The organism is Flavobacterium sp. (assembly GCF_043780635.1).
Classification (GTDB): Bacteria; Bacteroidota; Bacteroidia; order Flavobacteriales; family Flavobacteriaceae; genus Flavobacterium.
This window is the reverse complement of the sequence record NZ_JAYWCK010000162.1, coordinates 1-21,938: the sequence shown is the minus strand read 5'-3', so window position 1 is coordinate 21,938 and position 21,938 is coordinate 1. Positions and strand designations below refer to the sequence as shown.

The 21,938-nt window shown below is 34.4% G+C and carries 22 protein-coding genes; 17 read left to right on the top strand and 5 right to left on the bottom strand.

Features of this window, described 5'->3' with window-relative positions; all coding sequences use genetic code 11:
- Positions 1-50: 50 nt before the first annotated feature.
- The 17 genes from ACH2BV_RS14765 to ACH2BV_RS14685 all read left to right on the top strand — a co-directional run bounded on the left by ACH2BV_RS14765 (position 51) and on the right by ACH2BV_RS14685 (position 16,459).
- Positions 51-2,837: a tetratricopeptide repeat protein gene (locus ACH2BV_RS14765; protein WP_395051541.1), complete on the top strand. Its 2,787-nt coding sequence runs from the start codon at positions 51-53 to the stop codon at positions 2,835-2,837.
- Positions 2,838-2,840: 3 nt separating this feature from the next.
- Entirely contained in the window at positions 2,841-3,251 is a 411-nt protein-coding gene (locus ACH2BV_RS14760; RefSeq protein ID WP_395051540.1) for a polymer-forming cytoskeletal protein, read from the top strand.
- Complete coding sequence (locus ACH2BV_RS14755) at positions 3,214-3,447, top strand: AtpZ/AtpI family protein (RefSeq protein ID WP_395051539.1); 234 nt, start codon at positions 3,214-3,216, stop codon at positions 3,445-3,447. Before ACH2BV_RS14760 ends, ACH2BV_RS14755 begins: the two co-directional genes overlap by 38 nt.
- 6 nt (positions 3,448-3,453) lie before the next feature.
- Entirely contained in the window at positions 3,454-3,852 is a 399-nt protein-coding gene (locus ACH2BV_RS14750) for a hypothetical protein (protein ID WP_395051537.1), read from the top strand.
- 117 nt (positions 3,853-3,969) lie between these two features.
- Positions 3,970-5,115, top strand: a complete 1,146-nt coding sequence (atpB, locus tag ACH2BV_RS14745) for a F0F1 ATP synthase subunit A (protein ID WP_395051536.1) — start codon at positions 3,970-3,972, stop codon at positions 5,113-5,115.
- Between the two features lie 85 nt (positions 5,116-5,200).
- Positions 5,201-5,392 (top strand): ATP synthase F0 subunit C, encoded by a 192-nt coding sequence (atpE, locus tag ACH2BV_RS14740; RefSeq protein ID WP_073367797.1) that lies wholly within the window; start codon positions 5,201-5,203, stop codon positions 5,390-5,392.
- Between the two features lie 83 nt (positions 5,393-5,475).
- Complete coding sequence (locus ACH2BV_RS14735) at positions 5,476-5,976, top strand: F0F1 ATP synthase subunit B (protein ID WP_395051535.1); 501 nt, start codon at positions 5,476-5,478, stop codon at positions 5,974-5,976.
- 1 nt (position 5,977) lies between these two features.
- The gene (gene atpH, locus ACH2BV_RS14730; RefSeq protein ID WP_395051534.1) at positions 5,978-6,511 is read left to right on the top strand and encodes an ATP synthase F1 subunit delta; all 534 of its coding nucleotides are present in this window, start codon (positions 5,978-5,980) and stop codon (positions 6,509-6,511) included.
- A gap of 16 nt (positions 6,512-6,527) precedes the next feature.
- On the top strand, positions 6,528-8,105 hold the full coding sequence (gene atpA / locus ACH2BV_RS14725) for a F0F1 ATP synthase subunit alpha (RefSeq protein ID WP_395051532.1): 1,578 nt from the start codon (positions 6,528-6,530) through the stop codon (positions 8,103-8,105).
- 73 nt (positions 8,106-8,178) lie between these two features.
- On the top strand, positions 8,179-9,039 hold the full coding sequence (atpG, locus tag ACH2BV_RS14720) for an ATP synthase F1 subunit gamma (RefSeq protein WP_395051531.1): 861 nt from the start codon (positions 8,179-8,181) through the stop codon (positions 9,037-9,039).
- An 88-nt stretch (positions 9,040-9,127) separates the two neighbouring features.
- Positions 9,128-9,565, top strand: a complete 438-nt coding sequence (locus ACH2BV_RS14715) for a GNAT family N-acetyltransferase (protein WP_395051530.1) — start codon at positions 9,128-9,130, stop codon at positions 9,563-9,565.
- A 96-nt stretch (positions 9,566-9,661) separates the two neighbouring features.
- Positions 9,662-11,128, top strand: coding sequence for a lipopolysaccharide biosynthesis protein (locus ACH2BV_RS14710; protein WP_395051529.1), 1,467 nt, complete (start codon positions 9,662-9,664; stop codon positions 11,126-11,128).
- Positions 11,129-11,227: 99 nt separating this feature from the next.
- Positions 11,228-11,662 (top strand): dUTP diphosphatase, encoded by a 435-nt coding sequence (gene dut / locus ACH2BV_RS14705; RefSeq protein WP_395051559.1) that lies wholly within the window; start codon positions 11,228-11,230, stop codon positions 11,660-11,662.
- A 164-nt stretch (positions 11,663-11,826) separates the two neighbouring features.
- Positions 11,827-12,837 (top strand): sugar phosphate nucleotidyltransferase, encoded by a 1,011-nt coding sequence (locus ACH2BV_RS14700; protein WP_395051528.1) that lies wholly within the window; start codon positions 11,827-11,829, stop codon positions 12,835-12,837.
- Between the two features lie 189 nt (positions 12,838-13,026).
- Positions 13,027-14,388 carry a tetratricopeptide repeat protein gene (locus ACH2BV_RS14695; RefSeq protein WP_395051527.1) on the top strand — a complete coding sequence of 454 codons (1,362 nt, stop codon included), beginning with the start codon at positions 13,027-13,029 and terminating at the stop codon, positions 14,386-14,388.
- On the top strand, positions 14,385-15,182 hold the full coding sequence (locus ACH2BV_RS14690; RefSeq protein WP_395051526.1) for a DUF4292 domain-containing protein: 798 nt from the start codon (positions 14,385-14,387) through the stop codon (positions 15,180-15,182). Before ACH2BV_RS14695 ends, ACH2BV_RS14690 begins: the two co-directional genes overlap by 4 nt.
- A 23-nt stretch (positions 15,183-15,205) precedes the next feature.
- A complete protein-coding gene (locus ACH2BV_RS14685) occupies positions 15,206-16,459 on the top strand; it encodes a murein hydrolase activator EnvC family protein (protein WP_395051525.1) in 1,254 nt (417 codons plus the stop codon).
- A gap of 87 nt (positions 16,460-16,546) precedes the next feature.
- Here the strand turns inward: ACH2BV_RS14685 and ACH2BV_RS14680 are convergent, their stop codons facing one another.
- From ACH2BV_RS14680 to ACH2BV_RS14660, 5 genes are all read right to left on the bottom strand, one after another.
- On the bottom strand, positions 16,547-17,494 hold the full coding sequence (locus ACH2BV_RS14680) for a transglutaminase domain-containing protein (RefSeq protein ID WP_395051524.1): 948 nt from the start codon (positions 17,492-17,494) through the stop codon (positions 16,547-16,549).
- 4 nt (positions 17,495-17,498) lie between these two features.
- Positions 17,499-18,452 carry an alpha-E domain-containing protein gene (locus ACH2BV_RS14675; RefSeq protein WP_395051523.1) on the bottom strand — a complete coding sequence of 318 codons (954 nt, stop codon included), beginning with the start codon at positions 18,450-18,452 and terminating at the stop codon, positions 17,499-17,501.
- 47 nt (positions 18,453-18,499) lie between these two features.
- A complete protein-coding gene (locus ACH2BV_RS14670; RefSeq protein ID WP_395051558.1) occupies positions 18,500-19,936 on the bottom strand; it encodes a circularly permuted type 2 ATP-grasp protein in 1,437 nt (478 codons plus the stop codon).
- 452 nt (positions 19,937-20,388) lie between these two features.
- The gene (locus ACH2BV_RS14665) at positions 20,389-21,231 is read right to left on the bottom strand and encodes a polysaccharide deacetylase family protein (protein ID WP_395051522.1); all 843 of its coding nucleotides are present in this window, start codon (positions 21,229-21,231) and stop codon (positions 20,389-20,391) included.
- A gap of 23 nt (positions 21,232-21,254) precedes the next feature.
- Positions 21,255-21,938: hypothetical protein (locus ACH2BV_RS14660; RefSeq protein ID WP_395051521.1), on the bottom strand; the 684-nt coding region annotated here is incomplete at its 5' end.

Sequence of the window (21,938 nt, the reverse complement as noted above, 5' to 3'; positions counted from 1 at the left end):
TCATTATACTAAAATGCGCTTTTAAAAGTTAAATGATAAACTGTTTCCCATTGAAAACCAAGACACTTAAACACACCTTCTTTATAGCATTTTTAATTATCTTGGTAGCTTGTTCTACTAAGAAAGACACTTTTTTGGCTAGAAATTCCCACGCATTAAGCACAAGAGACAATATTTTATATAACGGCCAAATAGGCTTGAATAAAGGAATTGAAAGCATAAAAGCAGATAGCAAAGACAATTTTTGGAAAAGATTGCCGGTCGAAAGAATGCAAATTAAAGAAGATAATATTGCGAACGGAAAATCTAAGAACGCCAATTTTGAACTTGCCGAAGCCAAAGCGACCATAGCAATTCAAAAACACTCGATGAATATTGGCGGTCAAGAAAAAAACTATCAAATAGACGAGGCTTATTTATTATTGGGTAAAGCGCGTTATTATGACCAAAGATTTATTCCTGCATTAGACGCTTTCAATTATATTTTATACAAATATTCCAATAGTAGTAATATATATCAAGCTAAAATTTGGAGAGAAAAAACTAATATGCGTTTAGGAAATGACGCACAGGTTATTAAAAACATATCTAAACTTCTGGATGAAAAAAAGCTTAAAAAGCAAGATATTGCAGATGCCAACGCACTTTTAGCAGAAACATTTTTAAATGTTGAAGAAAAAGACAGCGCTATTGCCAAATTAAAAATCGCCGTAAGTTTCACCAAAGTAAATTACGAAAAAACAAGATATCGCTTTATCCTTGGACAATTGTATCAGGAATTAGGCAAAAAAGACAGCGCTATAATCAGCTATCAATCTTTGATAGATATGAATAGAAAAGCGGAAAGGGAATATATTATTCAAGCGTATGCTAAGAAAGCCCAGTTATTTGATTTTGAAAACGGAGACGGAGATGCTTTTGTAAAAACCTATAACAAACTGATTGCAGACAGAGAAAACCGACCATTTTTAGATATTATTTATTATGAAATGGGTGTTTTTTATGATAAACAAAACGATCAGGAATTAGCCAAAGAATTTTACAATGCTTCTCTAAAAACAAATTCTAAAGACGCCTATTTAGTGGCTTCAAATTATAGGAATTTGGGGAATATGCATTTTAAAAATACTGAATATTCAATGGCTGCTAAATATTATGACAGCACTTTAGTTAAAATGGACGTTAAAACCAGAGAATACATTCATATTAAAAAGGTCAGAAAAGATTTGGATGAAGTAATTGAATATGAATTTATCGCCAAAAGGAATGATAGCATATTAAATGTAGTTGCGATGTCAGATACTGACAGGATTTTATACTTTGAAGATTACATTGGCAAATTAAAAAAGTCAGATGAGGCCAAAAGAATCTTGGAAGAAAAACAAAAAGAAAAGCTTCAAAACATAGACAGAAATAGTTTAATTAGTTCTGATGATCCTGCAACAGGCGTTCAGCAAGCAGGGAAACCTCCAAAAAAACCAGGAATCGCACCGCCATCAATGACTAATACTTCTGCAAAGGATGCGGCAAACACTTTTTATTTTTACAATCCTTCAACCGTGGCTTTTGGAAAGGTTGAATTCAAAAAAAGATGGGGAAACAGAGCTTTAAGCGGCAATTGGAGATTGCCTGCAAACAGATCAAACGCTGGTGAAGACGACTTGGTAGAAGAAAAAAATCCAACTTTGGAAGGAAAAACAGCGGAAGTTGAAACACCTCAATATACCACAGCTTTTTATTTAGACCAACTTCCAAAAACGCAAGTAGAGATAGACAGTATTGCTAAAGAAAGAAACTTTGCGTATTATCAGCTTGGAGTTATTTACAAAGAAAAATTCAAGGAATATCAATTGGCCAGCAACAAGCTAGAACAATTGTTACAGCATAATCCAGAAGAAAAATTAGTACTTCCGACGATGTATAATTTGTATAAAATATATCAAATAACAGATATTGCGAAGGCAGAAGAGATGAAAAGCCGTATTTCCAGCCAATATCCGGATTCTCGCTATGCACAAATCATTAACAATACAAATTCCAATTCAGTTTCTGAAATTGATACTCCTGAAGCAGAATATAATAAATGGTATAAATTATATCAGGAAGAACAATTTGTCTTAGTTTTAGAAAAAATGGACGGACTTGTTATTCAATTTTTTGGAGATGAAATTGTGCCAAAATTTGAATTGCTTAAGGCAAATACTATTGGAAAACTACAAGGATTAGAGGATTATAAAAAATCAATGCAATATGTTGCGGATAATTATCCAAGCAGTGAAGAAGGTAAGAACGCTCAGGATATTTTGACAACCCAAATTCCGTTATTAGAGAAAATGAATTTTTCCACAACCGATACTAAAAACTGGAAAATACTTTATAAAGTTGGTAAACGTGAGGATAAAAACACAAAAGCATTAGAAGATAAAATCAAGAAATTTATTGATAGCGAAAACATCAATAACCTATCCTATACATTTGACATTTATAACGAAAAAGAAAACTTCATAACAATTCAAGGAATTAAATCAGAGGCTTATGCGAAAAATATTGCCGCAATAATGAAAGATGATAAAAAATATAAAATTATGGAACCGGCAATTGTGATTTCTAATGAAAACTACAAAGTAGTTCAAATTAAGAAAAATCTAGCAGAATATTTGGCACCGCCAAAAGTTACTCCTGTTCCTGTTCAACCGGTAGTTCCTCAGCAAATTGTTCCTCAACCAGCTAATCCAGATCAAGGAGCTCCAAAACAAAGAGCATCAAAACAAGGAATGCCTCCAGGAATGACACCTCCGGCTGGAAATCCGAATCCTACTTCACCTCCAAAGCCGTAAGCTATGTTTGATAAAAAGCCAAAATCATATACTGAACTCCTTGGAAAAACAAATAGAATTGTTGAAGGGACAATAATAAAAGGGGATATTATTTCCCACGCCGACTTTAGACTTGACGGGGAGTTAACTGGAAATTTTAAATCTAAAGGTAAAATTGTTATTGGTCCGGCAGGAAGTGTTATCGGTGATATTGTATGTAAAAATGCCGATATTGAAGGAAAATTTAATGGAAAAATTCACGTTGCCGAAATATTGAATGTGAAGCATAAAGCGAGCATTCACGGAGAAGTAATTTGCGAAAAATTATCAGTGGAACCAGGCGCCGACTTTAGCGCTTCTTGTATAATGAAGACCAACACAAAAAACACGATTGCAAATGACGGACAACCAAGACCCGAAGAAGCAAACCAATAATAAGTGGCTCGCTCTTGTTAATATTCCCATTCAAATGGGAGCAATCATATTTCTGTTTTCGTATTTTGGAAATTGGCTTGACGAGAAATACCCAAATCAACACAATATTTATGTAAAGATCCTGACGTTGGTAGGAGTTGCCATTGCATTTTACAACATCAACAGACAACTAAAAGACATTAACAAATCGTCATAAACAGCAATGAATTACAAAAAACACCAACCCATTATTGAAGTTTTCTTCCTTTCAATTATGGTTTATATCATACACAAGTTGTTTTTTTTTCTGAACGATAGCAATCCGAAGTTTCAGGGTTTTTACTTTCCAATAGAAATTGTTTACGGATTTTTCTTCATTTGCTCCGTGATTATACTTCTTATTCTTATTAAGGTCAAAACTAATAATATTGACAATGTTGGCTACACTTTTTTATGGGTGACTTGTATCAAGATGGCGATTTCTTACGCTGTTTTGTATCCCATACTACATTCCGGAAATCCAAATGTAAGAATTGAAAAACTCAATTTCTTTCTCGTTTTTGCTTTGTTTTTAACAATTGAAACCATTGTAACAATCAGAATTTTAAACAATAAGCAATGAATTGTTATTAAAACGACAATTCCTTGGTTTTTTTTTATTTAATGCTTTTGGCATATTAATTTAAAATGTACCTTTGCACCCAATTTCAGAAAGTAAAAATTAAGATATTTAACAGTTATGGTGTTTTCAAACAAATCACTTAGATTTATAATAGCAATTTTAATAGCCTGTCTTCCAATATTTGGTTTAGCCAATACTCCATCGGAAGGTACGCCAGTACAAACTGAAACAAATGCCGTTGCAAACGAAGCTGCTCCTAAAGAAGAAGGCGAAACATCAGAAATTAGAGAACAAATAAAAGAAGTAATTGGGCATCACGTTCTTGATGGTCACGAATTTTCTCTTTTTGCAGATAAAGAAACAGGAGAACATTACGGATTTCCATTACCAATAATTCTTTGGGATAATGGAGTTCAATTTTTCTCTTCTTCAAAATTCGAACACGGAGAAGCAGTTGCCCAATCAAACGGGAATTATTACAAATTACACCACGAAAAAATATACAAAACTGATGCTACTGGAACCATAACTGGAGATGAGCACCATCCATCAAACGCAAAACCTATAGATTTATCTATTACAAAAGGAGTTTTAACCATAATGGTTGTGGCTTTGTTGATGTTTTTATTGTTTACAAGTTTAGCAAAATCATATACTAAAAATGGTGGAATTTCGGCTGGTGCTGGACGTTTTTTCGAACCAATCGTATTGTATATTCGCGACGAAATTGCGATTCCAAACATTGGGGAAAAGCACTATAAAAGATATATGAGTTATTTATTGACTATCTTTTTCTTTGTATGGTTCTTAAACATCTTCGGTTTGACTCCATTAGGAATCAACGTTACAGGAAATATCGCCATCACTTTTGGATTAGCGGTAATCACATTTGTAATCACAAATGGTACAGCAAACAAAAATTATTGGGGACACATTTTCTGGATGCCAGGTGTGCCAACTCCAATGAAGATAATTCTTGCGCCAATAGAATTGTTGGGAGTTTTTATCAAACCATTTGCATTGATGATACGTTTGTATGCAAATATTTTTGCAGGACATATTGTATTGATGAGCTTAATTGGATTAATATTTATTTTTAAAAGTTGGTTAGGAAGTAGTTTGTCATTTATGTTGTCATTCGCTATTTCTATAATCGAAATATTAGTTGCGTTGTTACAAGCCTATATTTTTACAATGTTATCGGCATTGTATTTTGGATCGGCAGTTGAGGAGCATCATCACGAAGGGGCAGAGCATCATTAAAATATCCAGTGGATATTTTAAGCGATGAGCCAGACCTTGCGCTGGCAAAATCAAATTGAATGTTTAATTTTTAATACATATTTTTATGGAAATTCCTAAAATCGTTGGAGCAGGATTAGTAGTTATTGGAGCTGGTATTGGTATCGGTAGAATCGGTGGTTCTGCAATGGACGCAATCGCTCGTCAACCAGAAGCTACTGGAAAAATTCAAACAGCCATGCTTATTGCAGCTGCGCTTATTGAAGGTATTGGATTTGCAGCGTTATTCGCTGTATAATTCTTCAAAACAAAAAGCTGCAACGGTTGGTTGCAGCTTTAGTTTTTAAAATTAAATTAAAAGAATACAATTAAAGACATACTATGGAAAAGTTAATAAATGATTTTTCGTTTGGATTATTTATCTGGCAAACAATAATTTTTGTAGGATTGATTTTCCTATTGAGAAAATTTGCTTGGAAACCAATTTTGGATGCCGTTAACGAAAGAGAAGAAGGTATAAAAAATGCTTTGTTTTCAGCTGACAACGCCAGAAAAGAAATGCAAAATCTTCAAGCGGACAATCAACGTATTTTACAAGAAGCAAGATTAGAACGCGATGCAATGTTAAAAGATGCTCGTGAAATAAAAGAGAAAATGGTTTCAGATGCCAAAAACGAAGCGCAAGCTCAAGGATTGAAAATGATCGAACAAGCGAAAGCTGCCATCGAAAGTGAAAAAAATGCCGCTTTGGCAGAATTGAAACTTCAAGTTTCTACCTTGTCTATTGAAATTGCTGAGAAATTATTAAAAGACGAATTATCTAACAAAGCTACTCAAGTAAAATTAGTGGAGAAAATGTTAGGCGACGCTAAATTAAGCTAATATGTCAGGTACAAGAGCAGCAATTCGTTACGCAAAAGCCATTCTGGAAATCGCAGACTCCAAAAAAGTAGCTTCTGAAGTTAGTGCTGATATGGCATTGATTTCTTCTACCATTAATACTAATGCGGAATTGAATATTTTTATTCAAAGCCCAACTTTTAAAGTAGAGCAAAAAGAAAACGCACTTTTAGAAGTTTTTGCAAATTCAAATGCAGTAACAAAAAGTCTTTTTCATCTATTATTGGAAAACAAAAGATTTGAAATTTTGGGTCTTATTGCAGTAGAATACAACAAATTGTTTGATATTATGAACGGTGTTGAAGTGGCGAAAGTTACAACAGCCATTCCTATGGATGCTGCATTGGAAGCTAAAGTTTCGGCTAAAATAGCAACATTTTCAGACAAGAAAATTACGATTGAAAACACAGTTGATCCATCCATCATTGGAGGATTTATTTTAAGAATAGGGGACAAGCAATATAATGCTTCTGTTGCCAACAGATTACAAGTTTTAAAAAGAGAATTGAATAACTAGTTATTTATAAATAATTATGGCGGAAATTAAACCTGCTGAGATTTCAGCAATATTAAGAAAACAAGTTGAAGCATTCGAATCTGGAGCTACACTTGAAGAAGTTGGATCAGTACTAAATGTAGGAGATGGAATTGCTCGTGTTTATGGGCTTTCTAATGTTCAATATGGTGAACTTGTAGAATTTGACAATGGACTTGAAGCTATTGTTTTGAATCTTGAAGAAGACAATGTTGGTGTGGTACTTTTAGGACCATCAACAGGAATCAAAGAAGGTTCAATTGTAAAAAGAACACAACGTATTGCTTCTCTTAAAACAGGAGAAGGAATGGTAGGTCGTGTAGTAAACACTCTTGGTTTTCCAATTGATGGAAAAGGTCCTATTACAGGCGAATTATTCGAAATGCCTTTGGAAAGAAAAGCTCCTGGAGTTATCTTCCGTCAGCCAGTTACAGAACCATTACAAACAGGTATCAAAGCAGTAGATGCAATGATTCCAGTAGGTCGTGGACAACGTGAGCTAGTTATTGGTGACCGTCAAACTGGTAAATCTACCGTTTGTTTGGATACTATTTTGAATCAAAAAGAATTTTACGATGCAGGAAAACCTGTATTCTGTATATATGTTGCAATTGGACAAAAAGCGTCAACTGTAGCAGGAATCGCAAAAATGTTGGAAGAAAGAGGCGCAATGGCTTACACAGTAATTGTGGCTGCTAATGCTTCTGATCCAGCTCCAATGCAAGTATATGCTCCTATGGCAGGTGCTGCAATTGGTGAATATTTTAGAGATTCAGGTCGTCCAGCTTTGATTGTTTATGATGATTTATCTAAACAAGCTGTTGCTTATCGTGAAGTTTCTCTTTTGTTGAGAAGACCACCGGGACGTGAAGCATATCCTGGAGACGTTTTCTACTTGCACTCTCGTTTATTAGAAAGAGCTTGTAAAGTGATTGCTGATGACGGAATTGCAAAAAACATGAACGATTTACCAGATTCATTAAAAGGTATCGTAAAAGGCGGTGGTTCTTTAACTGCTTTGCCAATTATCGAAACTCAAGCTGGTGACGTTTCTGCATACATCCCAACTAATGTAATTTCGATTACAGATGGTCAGATTTTCTTGGATGGTGATTTGTTTAATTCAGGTGTTCGTCCAGCGATTAACGTAGGTATTTCGGTATCACGTGTTGGAGGAAACGCACAAATTAAATCAATGAAAAAAGTAGCAGGTACTTTAAAATTAGACCAAGCACAATATCGTGAATTAGAAGCGTTTGCTAAATTTGGTTCTGATTTAGATGCAGTTACTTTAAATGTAATTGAAAAAGGAAAAAGAAACGTGGAGATCTTGAAACAAAATCTTAACGACCCTTATACTGTTGAAAATCAAACTGCAATTATCTATGCTGGTTCAAAAAACTTGTTGAGAAATGTTCCTGTGAATAAAGTGAAAGAATTCGAGAAAGATTACTTGGAATACTTGAACAACAAACACAGAGATATTCTTGATGCTTTGAAAGCAGGAAAATTAACTGACGAAATTACAGATGTACTTGAAGCAGTTGCAAAAGAAATTTCAGCGAAATATAACTAATACTAGTAAATAGTGAAAAGTGAGTAGTTTATAGCTATTCACTTTTCACTTCTCACTATTTACAAATAATAAAATGGCAAATTTAAAGGAAATCCGTAATAGAATTACTTCCGTTTCATCAACGATGCAGATTACCTCTGCGATGAAAATGGTTTCTGCTGCAAAGCTTAAGAAGGCACAAGATGCCATCACAGCAATGCGACCTTATGCCGAAAAATTAACGGAATTACTACAAAATCTTTCATCAACTCTTGATGGAGATGTTGGAGGAGAATTTACAACACAACGTGAAGTAAAAAAAGTATTAGTTGTTGCCATAACTTCAAACAGAGGTTTATGTGGTGCTTTTAATAGTAATGTGATCAAGGAAGTTAAAAGCCGTGCAGATTTTTACGCAGGTAAACAAGTGAATGTTTTTGCTATTGGTAAAAAAGGAAATGATATTTTAACTAAAACGCTTTCTGTGGTAGACAATCAAAGTCACGTTTTTGACCAATTGACTTTTGATAATGTTACTGTAATTGCCGAAACATTAACGCAGAAATTTGTTTCCGGAGAATATGACAAAATAGAATTGGTGTACAACCAATTTAAAAATGCGGCTACTCAAATCGTTCAAGTTGAACAATTTTTACCTTTAGCAGCTATAAAAACGGATAAACCAGCTTCAACTGGTGATTATATCTTTGAACCATCCAAAGAAGAAATTGTATTGACCTTGATTCCAAAATCATTGAAAACACAATTGTACAAAGGAATTAGAGATTCATTCGCTTCTGAACACGGAGCCCGTATGACTGCGATGCACAAAGCAACAGACAACGCAACCGAATTACGAGATCAATTGAAATTGACTTACAACAAAGCTCGTCAGGCTGCTATTACTAACGAGATCTTGGAGATCGTTGGTGGAGCAGAGGCTTTGAAAGGATAAGATTTTTATTCTAAATATATTAAGGAGTCCCGCAATTGCGGGACTTTTTTTTGCTTAATTTTATACCATAATTATAACATTCCCAACTTTGAAAACTATAGAACTTACTACATTCGACGAAATGTTTGCTCAAATTGAGATTATCCGTCATTTGTATCCCAATATTTCTGAAGAAAAATACAAATCCTATCTTGAAGCAATGATTCCGAACAATTATACCCAAGTTGCGATTTTTGACTGTGAAGAATGCGTTGGACTTACCGGTTTATGGTATGGAATCAAACTTTGGTCCGGAAAATATATGGAAATTGACAATTTTATTGTTCATCCTGAACATCGTTCTAAAGGAATTGGAAAACTCCTCACTGATTTTGTCAATCAAAAAGCAACTGATTTGGGCTGCACAATGATTGTTCTCGACGCTTTTACAGGAAATTTCACGGCTCATCGGTTCTATTACAATCAAGGATATAATCCTAGAGGCTTTCATTTTATTAAAACATTAAACGAAGAAGGATTGACATAGCCCGAAGGTTTAAAAACTATTTGGTTTGAATCAATAAAATCAAGATTAAACCAAAGAAATGGTTATTTTTGTTGCATAAAATTTAAAAAGAAACCCTTGGGATTATATAAAAATCTTTTCAAACAAACTGCCATTTACGGACTCGCGACGGTTTTACCGCGTATGTTGAGTTTCTTGTTAGTACGTTTATACACAGGAATATTACCAACAGCCGAATACGGTGAAGTTTCCATTCTATTATCGTGGATGGTTTTTTTCAACGTGATTTTGTCTTACGGAATGGAAACTGCTTTTTTCCGTTTCTATAATTCCGAAAAAGACAAGAAAAATGTAATCGCAACTACCACAATTTCCATATTTTGGTCAACGATTTTCTTCCTTTTTGGCGCCTTGATTTTCAGGAATTCTTTGGCCACATTGGCAAATGTCGATGTACAATACATTACCTATTCCATTTGGATTTTAGCATTGGATGCTTTGGTAATCGTTCCGTTTTCAAAGCTGCGTGCGAATCAACGTCCAATAATGTATGCCGCAATCAAGATAGGAAACGTGATGGTCAACCTGATTCTCAACATTTTCTTTTTATTGTTTTTACCAAAATTAGCAGTAGCTAATCCCAACTCATTCATCGATAATTTATACATCGATAACTTCGAAATAGGTTACATTTTCGTGGCTAATCTCTTGGCCAGTTTATTGACATTGGTTGTGCTTTCTCCAAATTACCTTTCTTTAAACCGAAAATTCGATGCCGAACTTTGGAAAAAAATGATGAAATATGGCTTACCAATTCTCGTGGCTGGAATCGCTTTTGCTGTCAACGAACATTTTGATAAAATATTATTGGGATATTTACTTCCAGAAAACATTGCAAAATCTGAAGTTGGAGCTTATTCCGCCTGTTACAAACTCGGCTTGTTTATGGTTTTGTTTGCCACGGCTTTCCGTTTGGGAATAGAACCTTTCTTTTTCAGTCATTCCGGAAACGAAAACGCACCACAAACGTATGCAGTTATCACTAAATATTTTGTGATAATGGGTTCGCTAATTTTATTAGGAGTCATCGTTTTTGCCGATGTTTTGAAGTTTTTGCTACTCGACGACAAATCCTATTGGGAAGCGATGAAAGTCGTCCCATTAATTATTTTAGCTAACTTTTGCCTGGGTATTTACAACAACCTTTCGGTTTGGTACAAACTCACTGATAAGACTAAAATTGGCGCTTATATTTCAATTGTTGGCGCGATTCTAACTTTGGGTTTAAACTATCTTTTAATTCCAAAATACAGTTATTACGGTTCAGCAATCGCCACCATTGCTGCTTACGGAAGCATGATGATTATTTCCTATGTGCTCGGAAATAAATATTACCCAATTCCGTATGATATGAATAAAATTGGCGGTTATTTGGGATTATCAATCCTCTTTTCAGCAATTTCTTTCTATGGTTTCCGCGAAAATTATTTTGTTGGAATCCCATTATTAATTGGGTTTATGTATTTTATATATCACAACGAAAAAGAAACTTTAAATAGAATGTTGAACCGCAAGAATAATTAGGAGCTTTATCCTGCTGTCCGCTGTATCCTCGCCAAAAAGCGTGGGATGCCGCTTCCATCAGGGCTAAAAAACCAAAACCTAACACCCAAAACCCAGAATATGACCATCAACATAATCAACAAATCGCAACACGAATTGCCTAACTATGAAACCATAGCCTCAGCAGGAATGGATTTACGGGCAAATCTAACCGAATCAATAACGTTGCAACCTTTAGAAAGAGCCATTGTAAAAACAGGACTTTTTATTGAATTGCCCATAGGTTACGAAGCGCAAGTGCGTCCCAGAAGTGGCTTGGCGGCCAAAAAAGGAATAACAGTTCTCAATTCACCTGGAACTGTCGATGCCGATTACCGTGGAGAAATTGGCGTGATTTTAGTAAATTTATCCAATGAAGTTTTCGTAATCGAAAACGGCGAGCGTATTGCCCAACTAATTATCGCCAAACACGAAAGAGCTGAATGGATTGAAGTTCAGGAATTATCCGAAACATCAAGAGGCGAAGGCGGTTTTGGTAGTACGGGAGTGAAATAAGTATTCAGTTTTCAGTCGCAGTTAGCAGTTGTGAAATTATATAATATTTCAAATAAAATCCGTGGAAATCGGTTTAATCCGTCTAATCTGTGGCCAATAATCAATAAAAAACCTTCGTGAACTTTGCGAAACCTTCGTGACTTTGCGGTTAAAAACAATACAAAATGAAAATAATAGTACCAATGGCTGGACGAGGATCCAGACTAAGACCACACACATTAACCATTCCTAAACCCTTAATTCCAATTGCCGGAAAACCAATCGTTCACCGTTTGGTCGAAGATATTGCGGGAGTTTTGAATCAGGATATTGAAGAAATTGCCTTTATCATTCACGAAAGTTTTGGCAAAAAAGTAGAAGAAGATTTAATCGCCATTGCTGAAAAGTTGGGTGCAAAAGGAACGATTTATTACCAAAACGAAGCACTTGGAACCGGTCACGCGATTATGTGTGCCAAAGATTCTTTGAGCGGACCAGCGGTTATTGCGTATGCAGACACCTTGATTCGTGCCGATTTCGATTTAGATCAAAATGCCGATAGCGTTATTTGGGTAAAACAAGTAGATCAGCCGGAAGCTTTTGGCGTAGTCAACTTGAACAAAGCGAATCAAATTATTGAATTGGTTGAAAAACCTAAGGAATTTGTTTCAGACCTTGCCGTTATCGGAATTTACTATTTTAAAGATGTTGCCGTTCTGAAAAATGAACTTCAATTTGTCTTGGATAACAACATTATTAATGGGGGAGAATATCAAATTAATGACGGAATAAAGCAAATGATGGCAAAAGGTATGGTTTTTGTACCTGGAGAAGTTGCCGAATGGATGGATTGCGGAAACAAAGACGTTACTGTTGAAACCAATTCGAGAATGTTGGGTTTCTTGCATAATGATGGAGAGCATTTGGTAGATTATGATGTGAAATTGGAGAATTCAACTATTTATCCTCCTTGTTATATTGGCGAAGATGTGGTTTTGATTAATGCAACAGTGGGACCAAATGTGTCTTTAGGTAAAGGATGTCACGTTAGTAACAGTTCGATTAAAAACAGTTTGGTGCAAATGCATACACATATTAAAAACGCCAATTTAGACAATGCAATGATAGGAAGTCACGCTAGTTTTGACGGTAATTTCACAAGTATTAGTATAGGAGATTATTCGGTGTTGGAATAATTAATTTAAGTTGTTTTGACCGTCACTTCGAGTGATTCCGCTTTTTTGGGCGGGATTGTATCGAGAAGCATACAAGTATTAGGGTTCTCGATACATTTTATTAAAAAAAGCTGTCGCATTTTTAAATAAAACACTCGAACGGACGAACTATTATTCATCGAACAGACCAATTGGACTAATTTATAATAAATGAAAAAAACGGTTTCATTCTTTTTATTCTTGGTTTTGCTTTGCAATCCGGCTTTGATTTTGGCACAAACGGAACCTGAGGAAATCAAGCCTGAAACCGATAAATTCGAGGATTATTTCTATGAGTCTTTGAAGCAGCAAGGAATCGAAAATTATGATAAGGCCATAGAGGCATTGGAAGAATGTTCGAAAATAAAACCCAATGATGCCACAGTTTATTTTGAATTGGGAAAGAATTATTTAGCATCGAAAGATTACGAACACGCCTATAAATCTTTCGAAAAAGCTACCCAAATTGATCCAAAAAACAAATGGTTTTGGCTTGGAATCTATGATGTAAATTATCAAACCAAGAATTACAACCAAGCTATTATTACGGTCAATAAATTGATTGAGTTTAACGAAGTGTTTAAGGAAGATTTGGTTTCGCTTTATATGAACACGCAACAATTTGACAAAGCACTTGATCTCATTAATGAGCTGAACGATAAGGTTGGGAAATCGGAAAGAAGAGAATCATACAAAATGCAGATTTTGTCTCAAGGGAAATATCAAAACACCGAAATAGCTAATCTAATCGACCAAATCAATAAATATCCAAAGGTAGAGTCAAATTATATTGCCTTAATTCATTTGTATTCGGAGAATAATGAAAACGAAAAAGCACTTGATATTACTAAAAAACTAGAAGCGGATATTCCAACCTCAGAATGGGCACAAGTAAGTTTGTTTAAGTATTATTTAGAGAATAAAGAAGGACAGAAAGCAATAAATTCGATGAATGTAGTTTTGGCAAGTACCAAAATAGATTCTAAAATAAAGCACCGAGTGCTAAATGAATTTTTGATTTTTGTTAATACAAATCCACAATATGCAGCGGATTTGGAGAAAGCAATTTCTTATTTTGAGAATGACCCTGATGTAAATGTAGTCAAGGAAATTGGAAAATATTATCACAATAAAAAGCAATGGGACAAAGCCATTCAATATTATGAACTGGCTTTAAAAAACAATTCAGGTGAAGACATCGAGACTAATTTGCTCTTGCTTCAGGCGTATGTCGAAACGAAACAATTTGAATTGGTAGCCAAAAAAGCAACAGCATTGGTAGAAATATTTCCGACTCAACCCCAGTTTTATTACTTTTCCGGTTTGGCAAACAATCAATTGAAGCAATTCAAAAAAGCCAAGGAAATGCTGGAAATGGGAATGGATTATGTGGTTAACGATGTGGTTTTGGGAGTCAATTTTAATATACAACTTGGCGAAGCCTACAACGGTTTGGGAGATTTTAAGAAAAAAGAACTATATTTTTCCAAAGCCAATCAATTATTAAAAGATAAAAAATCAGGATACAAATGAATAGATTTTTAACAAAAGCAGTAGTTCTTTTTGTGGTTTGCTTTTCAAGTTCGCTGACACTCGTGTCGTGCAAATCGAAAGCAGCGGTGGTAGACGTAGCCAAAAAGGAAAGCCGAATGAGTTCTAAGAAAATAATAGAAAACTACTACAGCAATAAAAACGAATTTTCGACATTATATATAAAAGCGAATGCTCATTTTGCTAACGAGAAACAAACACAGAATGTTACAGCCGAAATAAAAATTAAGAAAGACCAGCAAATTTTGATTAGCATTCGGTTTTTGGGAATCACAATGGCAAAAGCATCGATTACACCAACATCAGTAAGCTATTACGAAAAAATTAACGGTGATTATTATGAAGGCGATTTCAGTGCATTAAGCCAATTATTGGGAACCGATTTAGACTTCTATAAAGTTCAAAATATGTTATTGGGAAGAGTAATTGATGATTTAAAAAAAGGAAAATATACTGAGTCATTAGCTGGCCAAGTCTATAGATTGGATGATACGTCTGATGATAATACCAAGAAATCTTTTTATTTTGATGCCGATAAATTTTTGGTTAATAAACAGGAAATAACACAAACTAGCGAGGGAAGAATGATTCAGGTGGTTTATTCAAACAAAAAAGAATTCAATGAAATGATTTTGCCTATGGCCATTAATATAGATACTTATCAAAAGAATGGAAAAACCGAAATCAATTTAGAATATAACACGGTAACCTTTAATGAAGAACTTTCTTTTCCATATAGTGTTCCAAATGATTACAAAAGGATTATAATTAAGTAAGTTTGCATAAATATATTTTTAAGATGCCAAAATTTCTCCTAAGCCTGATTTTTATAAGTATGACTTCACTAATGTGGAGCCAATCAACCCAACAAGAAAAATTAGAAGAACGAAAAGCCCAAATTCAAAAAGAAATTAGGGAGAACGAAGAAATGTTACAAAAAGTAAAGAAAAAAGAAAAATCAGCCGTAAGTGTGATTATTATTCAAGCAAACAAAATCAAGCTTAAAGAAAAACTGATAAATACTACTGAAAAACAAAAAAAGTTGTTGAGTAATGATATGTATATTAATCAAATCCAAATCAACAAGCTAAAAAAGGAACTTGCCATACTCAAAGAAGATTATGCAAGAATGATTGTAAAATCATATAAAAGCCGTTCTGAGCAAAGTCGAGCGATGTTCATTCTGTCGTCCAATAGTTTCCTGCAAGCCTATAAAAGAGCTCAGTATATGAAGCAATATACTAATTACAGAAAATTGCAAGGCGAGGAAATTAAATCTAAATCAGACCAACTCATTGTTTATAACGGAAAATTGGATATTCAAAAAACAGCTAAGCAAAAACTGATTGTCGAAAACGAAAAAGAAAGATTGTCATTGTTAAAAGAAAAGCAGATTCAGCAAAAACTGGTTGATTCCATCAAAAAAGACAAGAAAAAAATCGCCTCTGAAATCAAGAAAAAACAACAGGAAGCAAGAGCTATCGATAGACAGATAGACAGATTAATGCGTGAAGCTATCGCGGAAGCCAACAGGAAAGCCGCAGCAGTAAATGCAAAAGCAAACCCTACAGCAACAGTTTCTAAAGCAGCAGTATCTTCGTCAAGAATAATATTAACGGCAGAATCAAAAATACTAGCCGATAATTTCAGAGCAAATAGAGGAAAATTACCTTGGCCAGTAGAAAAAGGATTTGTTTCATTACCTTATGGAGATCAGCCACACCCGCAATTTGCTTCCTTAACAATTCACAATAGCGGTGTAGAAATCACGACAGATCAAGGAGCTACTGCAAGAGCTGTATTTGGTGGCGAAGTAACGAGCGTTATTGTTTTATCGCCTGTAAATAAAGCAGTGATGATACAACACGGGGATTATTTCACGGTATATCAAAATTTAAGCGCTGTGTATGTTAGCAAAGGCGATAAAGTAAGTATAAAACAAAGCATTGGAAAAGTAAGAACCAATGGCGAAACAGGAAGAACAGTACTTAAGTTTACAATTTCACAGAATACTACTTACAACAATCCGGCAAGTTGGTTGTATAATATGTGACAAATTAGACAGCATTCTATTAAGAGCAGCACCATTTTATTACAAGAAATAAGATGGTGCTGTTTGTTTTAAAGAGTATATTTTTTGCTATTGTTGCTGATGTTGAAGTTGTTCTATATAGTCAAGTTGTTTTTGCTCTTCAACCGATACTTCCTGAAGTTTTACATCATTTATTTCCTCAAACTGTCTTCCGTCTTCGTAACCAATGGAAACACACACAGAAAGGGTTTGTTTGGAGAGGCCTTTGAAAGTACCTTTTACTGGCGTGCAATCATTAAAATTTCGTCCAACAGAAAGTTTTACATGATTATCCATTGTCCAAATGTTGTTGGTTGGATCTAACCCAAGCCAACCTTGTGTTGGGGTATAAAATTCTACCCAAGCATGCGTTGCACCTTCTCCTCTAAGACCACTTTCGTTTGGACAAATATAGCCGCTTACATATCTCGCAGGAATGCCGGCAGTGCGCAAGAGTTGCAGTAATATATGCGCAAAGTCTTGGCAAACTCCTTTTTTTATCTCTAAAATTTCATCTATTGTAGTTTCTATATTAGTAATCCCTTTGGTGTATGTAAAGGTTTTAAATACATATTGATTGCATTGCTGGGCAATTTCTATAATTGGTTTGTCAACACAATTTATCTTTTTCAAGATAGCAATGATTTTCTTTTGTTTTGCAATGGTTTCCGGATAACAAAGCCGAAGCAGTGCAATATTTTTTTCTTTTTCATTTTCCAAATCTTGAACCGTGGTAGTGTCAATTTTTGGTATTTTGAGCGAATGATTTACGCGCACTAGCATCCTTGATTCGATGGTCATTTCTTCATGAGCCTCTAAATTATTGAAGTTTCCAACCCTATTACCATAATAATCTTTCGAAATTTCGACATCTGGATTATGGGTTATCAAGAGTTGGTGTTGCAACACATCTTGATTGTCAAAATTATGAGGAAATAAACGAATCTCGTTGATACTCTCTTTTATTGGCCAATTGTATTGATATTTTGTAATGTGAACTATTTTGAAAACCGCCATTTTTTTAGGTATATGAGAAGAATAATTTTGAGAAATCTGTTGAAAACTGAATCAGTTGGGCTCTTGTGTTATTTAGCATTTCCTCTAGTTGTTTTCCTGTTAGGTGATGATAGTCTGTATATTCTACATAACTTTTTAATCTTCCAAATTGATTCTTTAATGTTCTTGCTTCGCTCAAGTTATTGTCTTTAAAAAGGTAGTCTAAATATTTATCGATATATCCCAAAGTGTAAATTACAGAATGTGCAAAATCTCTGTTAAAAATTACATGTTGCACAATTTTACGGTTATGTGAAATGTTGCTGTAACTTTTTAAATATTGTTCGTAACCTGATAGTGACAATAATAATCTTCTCCAATACAACAAGTCTTCATCTCCGTCAAGATTATAATTAATGGGTTTATAGTAAGCTTGTGTTACTGAAATAGTTTGTAAGCAGCGTTCAATATGTTTACCAACACAAGAAAAACACCAGCCCATTCCTCTAGGCATTGTTACGTGTAGTATTCCATTGTAGAGTAAAAGATCTTTATTGAGTTTGGTAATAACGTTTAGCGCTTCATGGGTTTCTAATTTTTTAGGCAAATCAGGAGAATTCATGAAATGATACAGAGAGTTGATGTGTTCCCAAAGTTCTTTAGTTATTTTGTCTTGAGAACCTCTTGCATTTTCACGTGCTTTAATGACAAGGTTTTTTACTGAATTGGTATTTTGATTGTCACAAATGATGTATTTCAACACAAAATTAGTGTCATATTGAGACTGAATCATTTGATTTTTAGATAAATCTGTGTAGTGTTCCAACAAAGGTTTATATCCTTGAGAATCATTCATTTCTTTGTCAAAAGACAAAATATAGAAGGTGTTTAGGGTAAGCAGCATTCCGTCAGCTCTCTCCATATAGCGGTTGAGCCAAAACATTCCGTCTGCCACTCGGCTTAGCATATTTGATTCCATTTTCTTGTTGTTTTTAAAAAGCGTAAAAAGAGCCTTTTATTTATAATTTATCCAATAATCCACGTGTCCTTGCTTCCTCCGCCTTGTGAAGAATTGACAACCAAAGAACCTTCTGTTAGCGCCACCCGAGTAAGTCCACCAGGAACTATTTCAACGCCATTTGGACCGCATAAAGCATAAGGTCTTAAATCTACATGTCGCAATTTTAGTTCACCATTTATAAAACAAGGCACTGTGCTGAGTTGAATAATTGGTTGTGCGATGAAATTTCGAGGATTGGCAAGAATTGCATTTTTTCCGTCTTTTAGTTCTTTTTCAGAAGCTTTATTTCCCATAATCATTCCATAACCACCACTTCCGTTAGTCTCTTTGATGACCATATTTTCCATATTGGCAAATACCAGTTCTCGTTCTTCCTTATTTTCCATTTGATAGGTAGGAACATTGTTAAGAATAGGCTCTTCGTTGAGATAATATCGTATCATTTCCGGAACATAGGCATAGACTGCTTTGTCATCTGCAACGCCATTTCCCACTGCATTAACTAAGGCTACATTTCCGTGCTTATAAGCACTTATTAGACCTGGAACACCTAAAGCACTGTCAGGTTTAAAAACTAAAGGGTCAAGGTATTCATCATCAAGGCGTCTGTAAATAACATCTACTTGGTGAAGTCCCGAAGTAGTTTTCATATACACTTTGTTGTCGCTTACAATAAGATCTCGTCCTTCCACTAATGGAATTCCCATTTGTCTTGCTAAAAAAGTATGCTCATAATAAGCAGAATTATAGATACCGGGAGTTAGCAAAACGACGTTTGGATTTGAAATATTTCTTGGTGATAATGAAACAAGTATGTTATGAAAAATCATTGGATAATTCCCTACCATACTTACTTGATTAGCAGAGAGCATTTCAGGAAATATACGCTTAGTAATTTCTCGGTTTTCGAGCATATAGCTAACTCCACTTGGACATCTTAAATTATCTTCTAAGACATAAAATTCACCTTTTGCACCCCTGATCAAATCTATTCCCGCAATGTGTATGTGAATATTATGAGGCACTTTTATTCCGTGAACTTCCTGAATATAATGAGGACAAGACGCTATCAAAGTTGCGGGAATTATGCCTTCTTTTACGATGAGCTGTTCATTGTAGATATCTTCTAAAAATAAGTTAAGCGCTTTTAACCTTTGTTTTATTCCTGATTCTACTTCAAGCCATTCTTTTTGGGTAATAATTCTCGGGATAATATCAAACGGAAAAATCCTTTCAATACCTTGATTATTATCACTGTAAACAGTAAAAGTAATTCCTTGATTCATAAACAAATCAGCTGCTTGCTTTTGTTTTTGATTTAGATTTTCGGGATTTAGATTTTCTAGCGTTTGAAGTACTTTGCGGTAAGAATTCCTTACCCCTTTATTTGAAAACATTTCATCCCAGCCGTTTGGGTTTAATTTAGGTATCAAATCTATCATGGCGTCCATTATTAAATATTCAAACTTTAGAGATTTTAGTCAAAAAAACAACTGATTTTCACAAATTTATCAATTTATTTTCATCACAATGTTTATTTTATTGAATATTCAGTAACTATTGCCAAATTCGTTATTTGGATAATTATTTTTAACAATTATATTTTTTTTCAATCTCATTTTTTCAATTCCGCAATCATAAAAATCACAAAAACATATTCACCCCCATATAGATTAGGGGTAAAGTGTAAAATTTTTACCAAAAATCATAGGTAAAGGGTGTTTTTTATAGGGTAGTCTTAAAATTATATAAAACAACTTGCCAATATCATTTTTGGTTTTGATATATTGGAAAAAATTTCAATCCGTTGTCAACCTAAGGCGATTGATTGGTTTTTAGGATTCGATATGATTGGTCTGTAATAAAGAATTAATTACAGCGATTATAAAATAAATTATTTATTAAAACTAGATTGTATTGCTTTCATAAATCCGGGAGTTGACCAAGTTCCGGCAACAATTATTCGGCGGATAGTATAAAGAGGTTGTGTTGAATCTCTTTTTGTAGATAAGATAAAGGCAAGTTTATACCCGTTTTTTTGTATTTGAGTAATTGCTGCCTGATTCCATATTCCATCAGGATAGGCAAAATAATTTACGGGTTTGCCAATAATGTCTTCTAGTTTCTTTTTGGGTTTTGTAAGTTGGTTTTCCCAGTCTTCTCCTTCATATTTTGTAACCATATGATGATCCCAAGAATGAGCACCAATCACATTTCCGTAATCTGATAAACTTTTTAATTGCTCTTTCGTCATGTATTTAGGACGGTTGATAGAAATCGTCATAATAAAAAATATGCCTTTGAAACCATATTTTTTCATTTCGGAAGCACCAATATTAAACTGTTCTTCGCGAGTATCATCAAAAGTAATCATTATGGGTTTAGAAGGTAATTTCGCGTTGTGAGTTAAATATTCCTCCAGTTGAGCGGGTAAAATTGTGTGAAATCCATTATCTGACAATGCTTTCATTTGCTGCGCAAAAGCTTCAGGAGTAACCGAATAAGTTTTCATATTGTTGCCGTCACCGGGAAGAATAGTACGAATGCGATGGTAGCACAACACTGGAATTTCTGGTTTTTGAAGAATAGTCGTTAGACTGGATACTGATATTATTTGCTTGTCATTTTTGACTTGCGATTTAATATTAGGAATCTCTTTTTTTATTGCATCGGGTTTAGATTGACATCCTGACAAAATCAGAAGTCCAACAAGAAATGGGAACAGAATATTTTTCATAATTCAAATGGGATTGACAAAAACTACTGATATTGAATGTAGATGGGTTTAGGTGTAAATTTTAGTAATTCTTCAGGAGTGTACATTTGCCAATCTTTTTTATTATCGTTTTTATAAAACAATTTAAAGCCAGTAAATTGCACAGGTTCCCTATAAATATACCTTAAATAAGTAGATCTTTTTAAAACTTTCGAACCAAATCCATCCATATCCATTACAATCTGAACCTCAGGAACTGTTTTTATTTTTTTATAATTAGTTACCATGCCTTGAGTAAAACGATGAACAATCAAAACCTTGGGAGGCAGATTATTTTCACGCACTATTTTTACCAAAATGTCAATAGCATCATTGATATCATCTGCTGTAAATGTTCCAATTTTTGTTCCGGGTATTTCTCCATTTTTCAACGAAAACTCGGGGTCAATTCCTAAATGAACATTGGGAAGTTTGAGATAAGGTTCTAGTGTGACCGCTTCGTCCTTTACATTACTATGACCAACCTGAATATCCAGAAAAACTAGTGCGTCAATTGATTTAGCCCAATTCATAATTGTATCAATTTGTTTAAAGGGCATTCGCATGCGATGTAAATTTGCTTTCCCAGGCGCACCTTGAGCAGTGATGGCAATATAATGCAAAGCGGGAATTGCCTTTGTGGTGGGATCTGCTTGTTGCCATTTAGTTACTTCAGATTGGAGTTTCTT